Genomic DNA, 14,759 nt, shown 5'->3' with positions numbered 1-14,759 from the left:
CTTGAAAATCCTTAAATCCTGATTCTGACAACTTAAATTTTATTATGGCTTATTTTACCCCAGGGCAACTACTCAAAAGAGGACAATACGAAATTATTGACACTCTTGGACAGGGAGGATTTGGTATTACCTATTTAGCGCAAGACCATAAACGCAAAAAACAAGTAGCTATCAAAAGTCTCAATGTCTCTTTTTTGAAACAACGCTATCGAGATAAATATGGGAATACAGAAGGTTTTGGAGAATTTTTAGCAGAAGAACAGGACAAGTTTAACACCGAAGCGATGGTTTTAGCTACCTTTGATCATCCTCACATTGTCAAGGTTTATCCTGAACTGTTTCAAGAAAATGGTTTATCTTGTATGGTGATGGAATATGTCAAAGGCAAAAATTTAGAACAATATTTATACGCGAATGGTGTTTTTAGTGAAAGTGCGGGTTTAGAAATTATTAAAGGCATTGGAGAAGCTTTAATTTATATTCATAGTCGTAATTATCTGCACCGAGATATTAAACCTGCGAATATTTTACTAAGAGAAGAAGACAATAAAGCCATATTAATTGATTTTGGTTTAGCCAGAGAAGTCAACTTTGCCGAATTGATGAGTTTAACAAATGCCAAAACTCCGGTTTTTGCACCACCAGAACAATTTGAAAATAGAAGTAACTTCACTCCGGCTTTAGATATTTATGCTTTAGCTGCGACATTATATGTAATTATCGCTGTTCATGAACCTCCTTTCATTCCTCTGCCTAGTCCTTATCTGAATGCTAAGATAATGCTAGATATGAAAATGGCGATTGAACCACCGCAAAAATACAATTCTCAAATTAGTCAAAAGGTAAATGATGCTATTCTCAAGGGAATGGAGTTAGATTATCAAAACCGTCCTCAGTCTATTTCAGAATGGTTTACATTTTTAGGTATTCAATCACAAAATAATCATCTCAAAACTTTCACTTTTGAAATTGTCACAACCAACGAGAAAGGAAGCATTATCAACCGACGCAACCACTCAGCAAATTACTTTGTGGAAGATTTGGGAAATGGGGTGGAATTGGAAATGGTGGAAATACCCGCAGGAACATTTTACATGGGTTCACCGGAAAACGAAGCGAAAAGAAGAGATAATGAAAGTCCCCAACATCAAGTTACTCTTCCTAGCTTCTTTATCGGTAAATATCCTTTAACTCAAGCACAATATCAAGCTATCATAGGAAACAACCCTGCTCACTTCAAAGGTAATAATCGTCCTGTTGAATGTGTGAGTTGGAATAATGCGGTTAATTTTTGTCGAAAGTTAAGCCAAAAAACAGGTAAAAACTATAAGTTGCCCAGTGAGGCACAATGGGAGTATGCTTGTAGGGCGGGAACAACGACACCTTTTTATTTTGGTGAAAGTATTACCCCAGATTTGGTAAACTATGATGGTAACTATTCCTACACTGCTGCACAGAGAGGGCAATATCGAAAGCAATATCGAGGACAAACCACTGATGTAGGAACTTTTCCCCCTAACGCTTTCGGTTTGTATGATATGCACGGTAATGTGTGGGAATGGTGCGAAGATGATGGGCAGGAAAATTATATAAACGCGCCTATGAATGGCAGCGCTTTGATTAGTCGAAGCAATATGAAGCTGCTGCGCGGTGGTTCGTGGAACTACAATCCTCAGGGTTGCCGTTCTGCTTGTCGCTACTACCTCAACCTCGATGGCCACTACAGCAGGCTCGGTTTTCGGGTTGTATGTAGTGGTGCGGCGAGGACTTAGTAGCCTTTTATATTCTTGCTCTTTTGCCCTCTGCTCTTTTTTCTTTTCTCTTGCCCCAGCAGTTAGGCGGAATTCTTTTTGGATAAATACTGGATGTGGAAACCTTATATATATGGGCGCATACTTTTCCACCTATAACATAAGCATAGTCGAAACTGAGAACTTTGTCAATGTCTGAATCAGGATATCCAGGATTTAAGGATTTTCAGGATGTTGTTGGATGATTGTTTGTGGGGAGTTGGTGATTTTTTTTGTCTGAATCAGGATATCCAGGATTTGAGGATTTTCAGGATGTTGTTTAATGATTGTTTGTGGGAAGTTGGGATTTTTCAGGATGTTGTTTAATGATTGTTTGTGGGGATTTTGGAGATGATTTTGTCTGAATCAGGATTTTCAGGATTTGAGGATTTTCAGGATGTTGTTTAATGATCGTTTGTGGGAAGTTGGGATTTTTCAGGATGTTGTTTAATGATTGTTTGTTGGGATTTTGGAAATGATTTTGTCTGAATCAGGATTTAAGAATTTTCAAGATGGGTAATTGGTAATTGCGAAAATGCTGTAAACTAATCATCTAAAGAAGAGCATAAAACAACACCTTTAAAATATCCCAACTTCCCAAAATCCCCACTTCCCAAAAACAATATTTCAATCACATCCTGTAAATCCTTAAATCCTGAAAATCCTGATTCAGACAAAAAAAATCCCCACTTCCCAAAAACAATCATCCAACAACATCCTGTAAATCCTGAAAATCCTGATTCAGACATTCAAGCGACAAAAGGATTAATTGTATTCAGAAATTCTGCTTCTGCTTGTTGAGCATAATATAGATCCCAGCGAACTTGTAAATTCATCCAGAAATCAACAGATATGCCAAAAAACTTGGATAACCGCAGTGCTAAACTGGGTGTGATATGCTGTTTACCTGCGATTAAATCTACAATTTGCTGTTCTGTAACACCAATAGACTCAGCTATTTTTTGGGGTGTTAAACCCTCATGAATCATAAACTCTTCTAATAACATTTCTCCAGGATGGGTAGGAGGACGATGGGTTGGGATTTTCATAAATGTAATACCTCAATGATAATCTACAATTTCCACTGCATCTGCCCCTAATTCTCGCCAAAAAAAGCAAATTCGATATTGATCATTAATACGAATACTATACTGACCTTCTCTATCACCTTTTAATGCTTCTAGACAATTACCTGGGGGAATTGTTAAATCTTCTAGACTTGTAACTGAGTCTAACTGATCTAGTTTACGAATTGTACGCTTCCAAAGGGATGAGGGACAGGTTTTTCGAGCACCTTTAGAATCTTTACCATCAAAAATGTCTTGCGTACCCAAATTTTTGAAAGTATGAATCATTTATGAACGTTGGTTTTACTGCTTTGAATAATTTGATAAATAAAAACCCTATATATATGGGCGAACACTTTCCTACTCTTAACATAAGTGTAATTGAAACTGAGAATTTTGTCAAGGGCTGAATCAGGATTTTCAGGATAAATTATTTGTGTGTGGTCTGCATAATTTCCCAGACATAACAGAAGCATAGTGGAAACTGAGAATTAAGGTAAATACTTTTGCACCACAGTCCAACCGCTGAGAGATACCCAAGCGAATCCTAGTAATAAGCAGAAATTACAACCAAGATGTAATGGTCTAGCCCAAAGTTGTGTGGTATTAATTTGAGTGGCGCTAAATGCGGATACTAAAACTAAGATGACGACTATTAACCCAGCGGCTAAATGTGGTGAATGTCCCAGTGAACCAAAGTGTCCTAATGTACCCACAATACCAACGGCTAGAAGTAATAATACTAGGCTAACCATAGTTATGCCGATTATATAATGGAGCGATCGCACCTGCTGACGATACCAAGGTAAGAGAATACCGAAAGATTCTGGGTTTGTTCTAACCCGTAACATCCAAAGACCAGTTATGGCTAAAAATAAATAGGCTAGTAAAGATAATCCCATTGACCAAGCGGCTATTTTCCATAACCATAGAAAGGAAGGTAGGTGCATAAAACAGTTCAGTGCAGGAAAGTTACCTATTGAGCTTAACAGGACTTAGGCTTTTTTTGTTTTTAGCCGTCCATGTTTTTTGCCCAGCGACAAAGTTCACAAGTCAATATAAACATAAATCAAAATTATGGTTGGTTCTAGAAATGATTGGTTTCCCACGTCTGTTTGGCATTTTTCCCTAGAAAATTATCAACAATTAAATCCTCCACTCTTACAAACTATCTATGCGGAAGAACGTCGAGATAGTCAGGGTGAGAAATGGTCAAATATACTAGGATGGCATAGTACAGATAGGTTGCATGAAAGGGATAGTTTTGACAACCTGATACAAATCATTAATCAAAATGTCTTAGAAGTTGCCACATTTTTACAATGGGACTTACAAAAGTTTAGTCTCAAAATTACAACTTCTTGGGCAATTATTAATCGTAAACTTGCCTCCAACTCTGTACATAATCATCCCAACTCAATTTTAAGTGGAGTTTATTATCTGAAAACTCCTGAAAATTGTGGTGGCATATTTTTCTCTGATCCGCGACCAGCTTCACAGATGATCGTACCACCTTCCATAGAGTTTAATCTCTGGACTTTCCCCAAAATCACTTATAAAGCTCGTGAAGGGACAATGTTAATATTTCCCAGTTGGCTATTACATGGTGTGGAAATGAATATGAGTAATGACGATCGGGTGTGTATTAGTTTTAATATTGGCATAGTACCTATAAATAGATAATCTTTAATTAATCAAAAATTAACTTTTAGCAGGATTTTTAATCAAGAAATAGCCAAATCATAGTGCCTTCTTAACCTCTGCGTGAGATTCTACTGAAAGGTAATATTCATATTCGGTAAGTATAGGTTCTCCTAAATTTACCAAGCATTGATTCAGTAAGCATTACAAAGAAAACTGAGAGATTTTATGGCTAACACACCATTCGATACAACCCAACCGTCTCAAGTAAAAGGATTAAATGGTTACACCGTTGACCCTATTTTTACAGTTGGTGACAAAATTGGCAACTATGTTGCTCCTGGGATTCTTGACGGTATTGGCGCTTACTCACTCAACGATACAACTGTTCGTGTATTAGTTGTTAATGAGGTAGCGGCTACTGATGGTTATAAGTACACCCTGAAAAACGGTACTCAACTCCCCGGTGCAAGAGTTAACTATTTCGATGTTGACAAGCGGACATTGCAAATTGTCAACGCTGGATTAGCCCATGACACAATTATCAACCGCAAAGGTGAAGTTGTTGATGCTGCTGCTGACTTAGAATTTGGTGGTATTCAGCGTTTTTGTTCTGCTGCTTTGTTTGAAGCCAACCAGTTTGGTGCGGGTATTGGTTTAGCTGATCGTATTTTCTTCTCTGGTGAAGAAACCAGTAATGGTACACAATTCGCCTTAGATACACAAACAAATACTTTATATGCAGTCCCGGCATTTGGTCGCGCTTCGTGGGAAAACGTCACAGAACTAAATACAGGACGCACTGATAAAGTTGCCTTTTTAATTGGTGATGATAGCAGTAACGCGCCTTTATATCTCTATGTTGGCGATAAAAAAGCTGGCGGTTTCCTGGAACGCAATGGTTTAGCACAGGGTAAACTATTCGTATGGGTGGCTGACGATCCTGCAAATGCTACTGATGCAATTGAAGCTAATCCTAGCCAGTTCAAAGGCAGTGGTAACAGCACAAACGGTCAATTTGTAGAAATTTCTTACTACGATCCCACAAAAGCAAATACTACAGGTTATGACGCTCAAGGTTTTGCTACACAAACAAAACAAAATGAGTTAGCTACCGCCGTTAATGCCTTCAGATTCTCTCGTCCTGAAGATATCGCTACCAATCCTTTCGATGGTACTCAAGCTGTTTTAGCCTCCACTGGTATTACTGCAGGTCCTGATGTTTGGGGTACAACCTACAAAATTGATGTTGACTTTAGCCAACTTCTTTCTACTACTGCTACTGTTCCTACAGCAGAAGACACTGCACCCTTTTTACTACCAACAGGATTCACTCAGACAGAAATTGTTGACCGCAACAAAGCTAACCTAGATCCTCAATTTGCTGCCACCTTTGGTAACTGGGACATGGTGGCACTCGATCCCACCAACCGCTACATCTACATTCCGATGGAAGTAAGTCAAGGCGCTGGTTTAGCTCGCTACGACACCCAAACTGGCGACTTTGTTTCAGCCTTGACTGGTCAAGTTTCCTTACCCTACACCAGTAATCCTGCGGCTTGGGATAAGAATAACGATGATTTTGGTCCCTTTGACCCTGCGGTATATACTCCCTATGGAACAGTTATTACAGCAGAAGAAAGAACCAATGGTCGTCTATTTGAGTGGCTTAACCCCTTGATGGCTGCTGGTGATACAGCCAATGTGGTTTGGCGCAGCAATATTCCTGCGGTTTCCCATGAAGGATTGAAGTTTGACACCTCTGGTACTTTGTACTTTATTGATGAGAGCAACACTGGTTCTATCTACAAGTTTGTACCTAAGACTGTTGGTGATTTGAGTGTTGGACAAAGTTTTGTCTTGAAGGTAACTGCCTTTACAGGTAATGCTTCGGAAAACTGGAACTCTACTGCAAATGCAGCTACTACTCGCACTGGTGCAGCTACTTGGGTGGCGATTACCGATGCTAATGGCGTGAAAACCACCACCGCCGATCCCTTTGACTTTAGTAGCACTACTACGGGCGGACGGGCAGCAGCGGATGAAGTTGGTGGTACACCCTACGGTCGTCCAGAAGACTTAGAAATTATTGGTGACATTCTTTATGTAGCTACAACTAGCGAAAACGCAGTTTATGGCATTAACCTCAAAACCAATGAAGTTAAGCTTTTTGCTAGTCGTAGCACAATTGATGGTGGTACTGCTTTAGCTGCTGGTACCAACCTCAATAACCCTGACAACTTGGCTAGTGATGCTGCTGGTAATCTTTACATTATCGAAGACAACGGTCCTGGCGATATCTGGAAGGCATCTGATAGCAATAAGGATGGTGTAGCTGAATCAATTACTCGTTGGGCTAGTTTGGGAGTTCCTGGATCTGAACCTACTGGGTTGATTTCTACAAACAATCCCAATGAATTTATCGTTGCCATTCAACACCCCACATCTGGAAATGATGCTCTGTGGAAGATTACAACTGCACCAGAAATCACTGCAAAAATTGACATCCTTTACGATGGCAACGACGCTGGTAAACAAGATTTCGGTATGCGTAGTCCTGATAACCTCGACTGGGCTGATAATGGCAAAATTTACTTACAAGAAGACCGCGCACTAGGAGCAGATATCTGGGGTGCAACTTCTAAGCAAGAAGCCTCTATTTACGTTCTTGATCCTGCTGCTGCCAATCCAGCGGACAGCTTAACTAAAATTGCACAAGTTGATCGCTCGGCTGTTCCTTCTGGTCAAACTGATTCTAGCCCCACTGATATCGGTAACTGGGAAACTTCAGGTATTCTAGACGTTTCTAGTCTTTTTGGTAACGCTCCTGGTACACAGTTTGTCTTTGATGTCCAGGCGCATAGTATTCGTTCTGGAACAATTATTACCGCCACAAATATTGATGGTAATGGTGATGGCACAAAAACTAGACAAGAAAACCTGGTTGAAGGTGGTCAGTTATCTTTCTTGACTGCGCCTAATGCCAATTTGATTCAGGACACACAATTCTTTGCTGGTACACCTAATGCCGATACGATTGTAGCCAAGCAAACTCCTGGCTTTGGTGGTATTAATGATGTCGTGTTTAGTGGTGCTGGTAATGATGAGATTGATAGTGCGGCTGCGGGCGCTCTTGCCGGCAATAACATTATTGACAGTGGTAGCGGCAATGATACCGTGTTTTTAGCCAATGGCGATCGCGCTTTTGGTAGTGCTGATAACGACACATTTTTCGGAGATGAAGCCAGTAATTTCCGTGCCTCCGGTGGCGCTGGTAATGATATCTTCTTCCTGGGTAATGGTTCTAATGGTCGTGCCTTGGGTGGTGATGGTAATGATACCTTTGAAATTGGTCTTGGTGGTGGTCACACCCTATCTGGTGGTGCTGGCGCTGACCAATTCTGGATTGTTTTTGGTGAATTAACCAAAGCTACTAACACCATTCTAGATTTCCAAATTGGTACTGATGTAATTGGTATTTCTGGCGCTGCCAATTTAGGTATCACTACAGCTAATCTAACTTTGACTCAAGTTGGTGCTGACACTGCGGTTATTTTTGGTGGTCAAACTTTAGCCACTTTAACTGGTATTCAAGCCAGCGCTTTGAGTGTGGCTAATCCTAATCAGTTTGTTCTGGTTTAATTAAAGCCAGCATTTCATAGTAATTACTTGTAACTAAATACCTTGGCAGGACTTGATATTTTTCCAAGTTTTGCCAAGGTTTTTTAACTTTTGAATATTGTGCATAAGTTCTAGTATTTGATATTTTTTTACTTAAACCACTAGTTTTGCATATAGATAATGAATGCATTAAATGTTGAATTATGATGATTAGAGCCAGTAAAAGTAAATAAGTATGACAGAAAGTTTTAATATACAACCCAGTTGCCATAACGTAATTATCGTATTAGTAGAACCAGCCGGACCATTGAATATAGGTTCAGTGGCCAGAGTTATGAAAAATTTTGGCTTATCTAAATTAATATTAGTCAATCCTCAATGCGATCGCACATCCTCGGATGCTATAAAAATGGCAGTTCGTGGCAAAGACATTTTAGAATCTGCGATCATAGTAGATACATTACCAGCAGCATTACAGGGCTGTGTCCGTGCCATTGCAACCATGGGACGGGACTACAGTGGAGAAATTCCTCTAGAAACCCCTCGCACCGCTTTACCCTGGTTATTAGCAGCAGCAGAAAAGCCTGTAGCTTTAATTTTTGGCAGGGAAGATAGGGGATTAACTAATGAAGAATTAAATTATGCCCACAAATTAGTTTTTATTCCCACTAATCCAGAATATCCATCTTTGAATTTAGCTACTGCGGTTTCTATTTGTTGTTATGAATTGTCACAATCTACAGACTTATTTATAGAAGAGAATATACCTGTTTCAGAAATTGCCCCGTTAGATGCGATGGAAGCATACTATCAACAATTGGAATCTTTATTGCTGTCCATTGGTTATCTTTATCCTCATACCGCAGCTAGTCGCATGGAAAAATTCCGCTACCTGTATAATCGTGCTTATCCACAAACTGCGGAAGTAAGAATGTTAAGGGGGATTTTACGACAGATAGAATGGGCAATTAACAGGCAAAAACCTGAAAAACGTGATTTATTATAGTTAGGATTTTGCAAAGTGCGCCCTGCTGGAATCGAACCAGCCTGAAGACGAATTATGAGTTCGTTGCCTCCCCAATCGGCCAAAGGCGCTTATTTACTTGGATTTTAACCCTGTAGTTTTAGTTTAGTCATTGATTTATAACTTCACTTCAACAACAGTACACTATTCTACCATAATTTGGCAACCTGTAAACAATTATCAACAAAACCACTAATTTCACTAAATCTAGTGTTCGGCGAATATTTCTGGTAGTTCTGTTTATTGACACCCCCCGGTCTACAGACACGGGGAGTGTCAAACTAACGCTACTTGAATTCTGGCATAAACTTTTACAGCTTTCCCATTTTTAAACTGTGGATTTTTGACCTTTATGGCATTCAAGGCATTAAATTTTACATTTCTTATTATTTGTTGACACTTGTCGGATGATTTTAATCATTCCATTCACCACGAGGGGGAACGGGTGTGCGTAGGGGTGTACGTGTTAACTCATCATCTCTGGTGAAATCACCGCGTAACCATTGACGGATAGCCACTTCAATCACTTTACTGGGGTCATTAGTGAGATGTTGAATTTGCTCTATTAATTCAGAATCTAGATGCAGAGCGATTTCTGTCTTGTCAGCGCGTTTATTATCTGCACCGTTAGGTTGTTCTTGCATATTCATCGTTTTAAATACTCTGAAATAGTTTAATTGAAAGCGTTGTCAAGCAGTTATGATATTTATAATTTCAGTCTATTTAATTGTAAGCTGCTGAGTCATCAACACTAGGAATTATAAATAGACTTTACACCCTTTCCAGGTAAGCGTAAAGCTCAGTTGCTTAATTCCTAGTATACAAGCAAAACTTCTACGTAGTTGAGTAACTACTCTGAGATAAGTGGATTGGTGTTAAAATGGATTCAGGATAATTATAAACAACAAGGTATAAAATCTTTGGCAATGTCGGCTTTAGGTTGTGGACTTGGTAATTTACAATGGCAAGATGTTGGACCATTGATGTGCAAGTTTTTAAAAGAGTTAGATATTCAAGTTTGTATATACTTACCCACTGATGGAAAAATCGCTGATGAATTTATGACAAAAGAATTCTTGCTTTCATTAAAATGAATAAAACATTTAATAATTCATGTGCAATATACATTTTTACTAAATTATGAAAACTTACGACTGGATTATTATTGGTGCGGGAATTACTGGTGCTGCACTTGCGTATGAATTAACAAAAATTGGATTTTCTGTACTTTTGTTGGAACAATACCAAACACCCCAAAATGCTACCCGTTATAGTTATGGTGGCATTAGTTTTTGGTCAGCAACAACAGCAATTACAAAACAATTATCTACAGAAGGGTTAACCCGTCATCGGATATTATCAGAAGAATTAAATGCAGATACTCAATTTCGGGAATTAAATTTATTAATGACTATTTCCGTAGATATTAATCCCGAAACAATGGCTAAATCTTATCAAGATGTTGTTATTCCTCCGCATTTAATTAGTATTCAAGAAGCTTGTGAATTAGAACCTTTTTTAAACCCCGAAGCTATATCTGGTGCATTAACTGTTAAACATGGTCATGTTCACCCAGAAAAAACTACCCAAGCTTACATTCAAGCAATGATAGATTTAGGAGGAGAAATCCAATTTGGGGAATTTATAGAACTAGTAACTACTTCTATGAAAAAATGTACAGGTGTGAAAACAAATACTAATACTTTTCAGAGTGATAATGTTGTGATTTGTGCTGGAGGAATTACTCGTAAACTACTAAAATCAATGGATATTGCTGCGAAAATATATTTTTCTCATGCAGAAATCATTGAAATACCATCTACAGATATTCAATTACATAGCTTAGTATCACCCGCAAATCTGCAAAGATATGAACTAGAAGCAGAATCTACTCAAATTGATGAATTATGGGATAACCCGAATCATGAAATAGTATCACCAATTTTAGATGCTGGTGTGGTGCAATTTCTGGACGGGAGTTTACGCATAGGTCAAATTAGCCGGGTTTTAACAAATCCGCAAGCGGAAATTAACTCAACAGCAAGTGAACAATGGTTACGAGAAAGTATTACGAACATATTACCAAGTTTAGGAAATTTACCAGGAACATGGCATCATTGTTTAGTGGCATTTACTCAGGATAAATTGCCTTTAATTGGTGCTATTTCTGAATTTTCAGGACTACATATATTTTCCGGTTTTAGTAGTCCTTTTCTCTTTGTACCACCTTTAGCTGTCCGGTTTGCTAATTTTGTATCTGGTCAAAAAGATGAGATAATTAAACAGATGTCTCCTGACCGTTAGAATTAGTCATCATATTTTCTGGATCTGATTTCATGAGTTTAGCAGCTTCTTGTAATAGTGCTTTTTGTTCGTTGTGAATAACTTCTAAACGCTGGGAAATTTCAGCTAACCGTTGCTGTTTACTTTGAATTTTACCAATGCCGAAAATTCCCACTTTAGGAAATGTTATCCAAAGAGATTTTAATAATTTTTGTAGTAATATAAAAGGAATTTTTAAAATTGACCAACTGGCAGTTTCTATGATTCTAACAATTGCTTTAATGATACTCCAAATCACTGCAATTGTAAATAATAAAATTATTCCACCCCTGACAGGGTGATTTATTCCCCATGTGAATATTTCTAATACTTGGAAAAACCAGGGATATTGTGATAAAAAATCATGCACAGATGTATTAATAGTTTTTTGAATTACTCCTGATGTATTATTAGTAATTTTCTCGACATTGTGCCAATTATTTTCTAAATAATCTTTAGTATTATCAGTTGTTTTTGTCGCTTGTTGTTGTACAGATTGAGTGAAAGAATCTAAATTTTGATTAATCCCATTTTTCAATATTTGCCAACGTTGAGTAACTGTTGCTGATAAGTTTGAATTTAGCTGCATAATCTTCAAATATCTTAATTCAATTCAGATCCCCGACTTCTCAAAGAAGTTGGGGATCTCATATAATTACTAATTAGCAAATAAGTCCAAATCTGTTACTGCACCCACACTACTGGAAGCTACAAGTTTGGCATATTTCGCAAGTACGCCCTTAGTATATCTGGGTGGAAGTGGTTGCCAATTTGCGCGACGAGTAGCTAATTCTGCTGCTGATACATTCAGTTGCAACAATCGGGCATTGGCATCTATGGTAATGCTATCACCTTCTACTACTAAGGCGATGTTACCACCTACAGCCGCTTCTGGGGCAACGTGACCGACTACCATGCCGTAAGTACCACCGGAGAAGCGTCCGTCGGTAATTAAGCCTACAGAGTCACCTAAACCAGCCCCAATAATAGCGGAGGTGGGGGCTAACATTTCTCTCATACCGGGTCCGCCTTTTGGTCCTTCGTAGCGGATAACGATAACATCCCCAGATTGGATTTTTTTGGCGAGAATTGCCTCTAAACAGGATTCTTCCGATTCAAATACTCTCGCGGGTCCTGTAATTACAGGCTTTTTGACTCCGGTAATTTTGGCTACTGACCCTTCTATGGCCAGGTTGCCTTTGAGAATGGCTAGGTGTCCTTGGGCATACATGGGGTTATGCCAAGGACGAATTACGTCTTGGTCTGTCCGTGGTTCTGCGGGGATATCTGCTAAGACTTCGGCGACTGTTTGCCCGGAAATGGTGATACAATCACCATGCAGCAAGCCATGGGCTAATAGCATTTTCATGACTTGGGGAATACCGCCGGCTTTGTGTAGGTCGGTGGCTACATATCTACCACTGGGTTTTAAATCACAGATGACGGGAACACGACCGCGAATGGTTTCAAAGTCGTCTAAAATTAGTTCAACACCAGCAGCGCGGGCGATCGCTAGAAAATGTAATACTGCATTGGTAGAACCACCCACAGCCATAATCACGGAAATGGCGTTTTCTATGGATTTGCGGGTGATAATTTGCCGAGGTAATATTTGTTTTCGTATAGCTTCAACGAGGACAACGGCTGATTTTTCGGTGCTGTCGGCTTTTTCTGGATCTTCAGCAGCCATGGTGGAGGAGTAGGGTAAACTCATGCCCATGGCTTCAAAAGCTGAAGACATGGTATTGGCTGTAAACATCCCTCCACATGAACCCGCACCGGGGCAAGCACCGCGTTCAACTGCTAACAGTTCATTTTCGTCAATTTTACCAGCACTGTATTGACCAACGGCTTCAAAGGAACTGACAACAGTTAAATCTTTACCCTCATAGTGTCCGGGTTTGATTGTACCACCGTAAACAAAGATAGCAGGGATATTCATCCGCGCCATGGCTAACATTGCCCCTGGCATATTTTTATCACAGCCACCAATTGCTAATACACCGTCCATACTTTGCCCAGTACAGACTGTTTCTATGGAATCAGCGATAACTTCCCGTGAAACGAGGGAGTATTTCATCCCTTCTGTTCCCATGGAAATGCCGTCACTAATGGTAATTGTCCCGAAAACTTGGGGCATTGCACCGGCGGTTTTAATCGCGGTTTGCGCCCTTTGTGCCAGTTCGTTTATCCCCATGTTACAAGGGGTAATGGTGCTATAGGCATTGGCTACACCGACAATGGCTTTGTTAAAATCTGCATCTTCAAAACCTACAGCCCTAAGCATGGCGCGATTAGGCGATCTTTGTACCCCTTGTGTGATAGTTTTACTTCTAAGATTTTCTGACATTTATCTTTTTCCCTTCTGTGCCATTATTGCTTCTTAGTTAGTATCCTAAGTTAAGACGAAGCTGCATAGAACAAGATTTTCATAATCATTAACCGCAGATAATGATAGATTAATGAACTGGGTATTAGAAGGGCAAAAATTGTAATAAGACTGAACCTAGACTACCCGCAAAATCCATAAAGCTAGGTTTACCTGTATTCACTGTTTCTGTGTAAGGGGTTTTTAATTCTAAAATAAATGCTTTGGCTGTTTGTGTTCCTTCACTATTCTTTTCTTTTTCAAATAGTTCTATTGCTTTTTGGGCATCTTCTAAAGCGTTTTTTCTATCTAAACTTTGGTAACTAGCGACACCACGGGCTAAATATGCCCCAGCATAGTCTGGTTTAAGTGCGATCGCTTGGCTAAAATAATCAATAGCTGGTTTAAGATTCCCCTTTTCTGCTGCTGCTACACCCCAAGCATAAAAATCTTCTGATTTAGCAATTTGCGAAGGTATTCCTACCGCACCTTGAAAATTTGTACCTGTAATATTCGCACCTTTCAATTCAGCATTCATTAAATAAGTATCTCTTAAATCAGCACCGCTTAAATTTGCACCACTAAGTTTAGCCTCACTTAAATTCACGCCAAATAAACTCGCACCGCTTAAATTCGCACCTCGCAAATCCGCACCAGCCAAATTTGCCCGACTTAAATTCGCACCCGCAAGATTTGCACCGTTTAAATTTGCCCCAGCTAAGTCAGCCATTACTAACCCAGCGTTACCAAGAAGACATTTTGGACATTGTTTATTTGCCAATAACTGTCTAATATCTTCATAATTTGCCGCTTGCACTGTACCTGATAAGCTGACTGTGACTAAAAATACAGATGTTAGCAAAATTTTACTGTTCATAATTTATTTTTGTATTAATCTAAGTTTCTGGTTTAGTGTGGTCAGTTGT

Annotated in this window: 14 protein-coding genes and 1 tRNA gene; 6 read left to right on the top strand and 9 right to left on the bottom strand. The window is 39.2% G+C overall.

The annotated features are described in order from the left end of the window. The first annotated feature begins 44 nt into the window (after positions 1-44). Positions 45-1,772, top strand: coding sequence for a bifunctional serine/threonine-protein kinase/formylglycine-generating enzyme family protein (locus FJR08_RS09935; protein ID WP_168633058.1), 1,728 nt, complete (start codon positions 45-47; stop codon positions 1,770-1,772). A 563-nt stretch (positions 1,773-2,335) separates the two neighbouring features. Here FJR08_RS09935 and FJR08_RS09930 read toward each other — a convergent pair. The 4 genes from FJR08_RS09930 to FJR08_RS09915 all read right to left on the bottom strand — a co-directional run bounded on the left by FJR08_RS09930 (position 2,336) and on the right by FJR08_RS09915 (position 3,807). Further along, the gene (locus FJR08_RS09930; protein ID WP_168633047.1) at positions 2,336-2,539 is read right to left on the bottom strand and encodes a hypothetical protein; all 204 of its coding nucleotides are present in this window, start codon (positions 2,537-2,539) and stop codon (positions 2,336-2,338) included. Next, a complete protein-coding gene (locus tag FJR08_RS09925) occupies positions 2,540-2,839 on the bottom strand; it encodes a HigA family addiction module antitoxin (RefSeq protein WP_168633057.1) in 300 nt (99 codons plus the stop codon). It abuts the gene before it with no gap. Positions 2,840-2,851: 12 nt separating this feature from the next. After that, on the bottom strand, positions 2,852-3,145 hold the full coding sequence (locus tag FJR08_RS09920; RefSeq protein WP_168633056.1) for a type II toxin-antitoxin system RelE/ParE family toxin: 294 nt from the start codon (positions 3,143-3,145) through the stop codon (positions 2,852-2,854). A 203-nt stretch (positions 3,146-3,348) separates the two neighbouring features. After that, positions 3,349-3,807, bottom strand: a complete 459-nt coding sequence (locus FJR08_RS09915) for a DUF4079 domain-containing protein (protein ID WP_168633055.1) — start codon at positions 3,805-3,807, stop codon at positions 3,349-3,351. 127 nt (positions 3,808-3,934) lie between these two features. Between FJR08_RS09915 and FJR08_RS09910 the strand changes: the two genes are divergently transcribed. The 3 genes from FJR08_RS09910 (at position 3,935) to FJR08_RS09900 (ending at position 9,125) form a co-directional block, all read left to right on the top strand. Continuing rightward, a complete protein-coding gene (locus FJR08_RS09910; RefSeq protein WP_168633054.1) occupies positions 3,935-4,540 on the top strand; it encodes a TIGR02466 family protein in 606 nt (201 codons plus the stop codon). A gap of 186 nt (positions 4,541-4,726) precedes the next feature. Then, positions 4,727-8,140 carry an alkaline phosphatase PhoX gene (locus tag FJR08_RS09905; RefSeq protein WP_168633053.1) on the top strand — a complete coding sequence of 1,138 codons (3,414 nt, stop codon included), beginning with the start codon at positions 4,727-4,729 and terminating at the stop codon, positions 8,138-8,140. 214 nt (positions 8,141-8,354) lie between these two features. Beyond that, positions 8,355-9,125 carry an RNA methyltransferase gene (locus tag FJR08_RS09900; RefSeq protein ID WP_168633052.1) on the top strand — a complete coding sequence of 257 codons (771 nt, stop codon included), beginning with the start codon at positions 8,355-8,357 and terminating at the stop codon, positions 9,123-9,125. A 16-nt stretch (positions 9,126-9,141) separates the two neighbouring features. On the opposite strand, the gene FJR08_RS09895 is transcribed toward FJR08_RS09900, so the two are convergent. Both FJR08_RS09895 and FJR08_RS09890 read right to left on the bottom strand, forming a co-directional pair. Continuing rightward, positions 9,142-9,214: transfer RNA gene (locus FJR08_RS09895), tRNA-Ile, on the bottom strand. A 342-nt stretch (positions 9,215-9,556) separates the two neighbouring features. Next, complete coding sequence (locus FJR08_RS09890; RefSeq protein ID WP_015078732.1) at positions 9,557-9,793, bottom strand: hypothetical protein; 237 nt, start codon at positions 9,791-9,793, stop codon at positions 9,557-9,559. A 192-nt stretch (positions 9,794-9,985) separates the two neighbouring features. On the opposite strand from FJR08_RS09890, the gene FJR08_RS09885 reads away from it, so the two are divergent. After that, positions 9,986-10,237 carry a hypothetical protein gene (locus FJR08_RS09885; protein ID WP_148279023.1) on the top strand — a complete coding sequence of 84 codons (252 nt, stop codon included), beginning with the start codon at positions 9,986-9,988 and terminating at the stop codon, positions 10,235-10,237. 46 nt (positions 10,238-10,283) lie between these two features. Beyond that, on the top strand, positions 10,284-11,447 hold the full coding sequence (locus tag FJR08_RS09880; RefSeq protein ID WP_168633051.1) for an FAD-binding oxidoreductase: 1,164 nt from the start codon (positions 10,284-10,286) through the stop codon (positions 11,445-11,447). Here the strand turns inward: FJR08_RS09880 and FJR08_RS09875 are convergent. From FJR08_RS09875 to FJR08_RS09865, 3 genes are all read right to left on the bottom strand, one after another. Further along, complete coding sequence (locus FJR08_RS09875; RefSeq protein ID WP_168633050.1) at positions 11,422-12,054, bottom strand: hypothetical protein; 633 nt, start codon at positions 12,052-12,054, stop codon at positions 11,422-11,424. The two genes, FJR08_RS09880 and FJR08_RS09875, sit on opposite strands and share 26 nt — an antisense overlap. A gap of 69 nt (positions 12,055-12,123) precedes the next feature. Further along, entirely contained in the window at positions 12,124-13,815 is a 1,692-nt protein-coding gene (gene ilvD, locus FJR08_RS09870) for a dihydroxy-acid dehydratase (RefSeq protein WP_168633049.1), read from the bottom strand. A gap of 124 nt (positions 13,816-13,939) precedes the next feature. Next, positions 13,940-14,710 carry a pentapeptide repeat-containing protein gene (locus tag FJR08_RS09865; protein WP_168633048.1) on the bottom strand — a complete coding sequence of 257 codons (771 nt, stop codon included), beginning with the start codon at positions 14,708-14,710 and terminating at the stop codon, positions 13,940-13,942. Positions 14,711-14,759 lie beyond the last annotated feature (49 nt).

It is taken from the genome of Dolichospermum sp. UHCC 0260 (assembly GCF_009711985.1).
Classification (GTDB): Bacteria; Cyanobacteriota; Cyanobacteriia; order Cyanobacteriales; family Nostocaceae; genus Dolichospermum; species Dolichospermum lemmermannii.
Note: the sequence above shows the minus strand (reverse complement) of the source record. Positions and strands in the feature narration are given on the sequence as shown.

Bases quoted from the DNA above. Each gene is read 5' to 3' on its own strand.
- FJR08_RS09935 (WP_168633058.1), top strand. From the start codon at position 45: ATGGCTTATTTTACCCCAGGGCAACTACTCAAAAGAGGACAATACGAA.
- FJR08_RS09930 (WP_168633047.1), bottom strand. From the start codon at position 2,539: ATGTCTGAATCAGGATTTTCAGGATTTACAGGATGTTGTTGGATGATT.
- FJR08_RS09925 (WP_168633057.1), bottom strand. From the start codon at position 2,839: ATGAAAATCCCAACCCATCGTCCTCCTACCCATCCTGGAGAAATGTTA.
- FJR08_RS09920 (WP_168633056.1), bottom strand. From the start codon at position 3,145: ATGATTCATACTTTCAAAAATTTGGGTACGCAAGACATTTTTGATGGT.
- FJR08_RS09915 (WP_168633055.1), bottom strand. From the start codon at position 3,807: ATGCACCTACCTTCCTTTCTATGGTTATGGAAAATAGCCGCTTGGTCA.
- FJR08_RS09910 (WP_168633054.1), top strand. From the start codon at position 3,935: ATGGTTGGTTCTAGAAATGATTGGTTTCCCACGTCTGTTTGGCATTTT.
- FJR08_RS09905 (WP_168633053.1), top strand. From the start codon at position 4,727: ATGGCTAACACACCATTCGATACAACCCAACCGTCTCAAGTAAAAGGA.
- FJR08_RS09900 (WP_168633052.1), top strand. From the start codon at position 8,355: ATGACAGAAAGTTTTAATATACAACCCAGTTGCCATAACGTAATTATC.
- FJR08_RS09890 (WP_015078732.1), bottom strand. From the start codon at position 9,793: ATGAATATGCAAGAACAACCTAACGGTGCAGATAATAAACGCGCTGAC.
- FJR08_RS09880 (WP_168633051.1), top strand. From the start codon at position 10,284: ATGAAAACTTACGACTGGATTATTATTGGTGCGGGAATTACTGGTGCT.
- FJR08_RS09875 (WP_168633050.1), bottom strand. From the start codon at position 12,054: ATGCAGCTAAATTCAAACTTATCAGCAACAGTTACTCAACGTTGGCAA.
- ilvD (WP_168633049.1), bottom strand. From the start codon at position 13,815: ATGTCAGAAAATCTTAGAAGTAAAACTATCACACAAGGGGTACAAAGA.
- FJR08_RS09865 (WP_168633048.1), bottom strand. From the start codon at position 14,710: ATGAACAGTAAAATTTTGCTAACATCTGTATTTTTAGTCACAGTCAGC.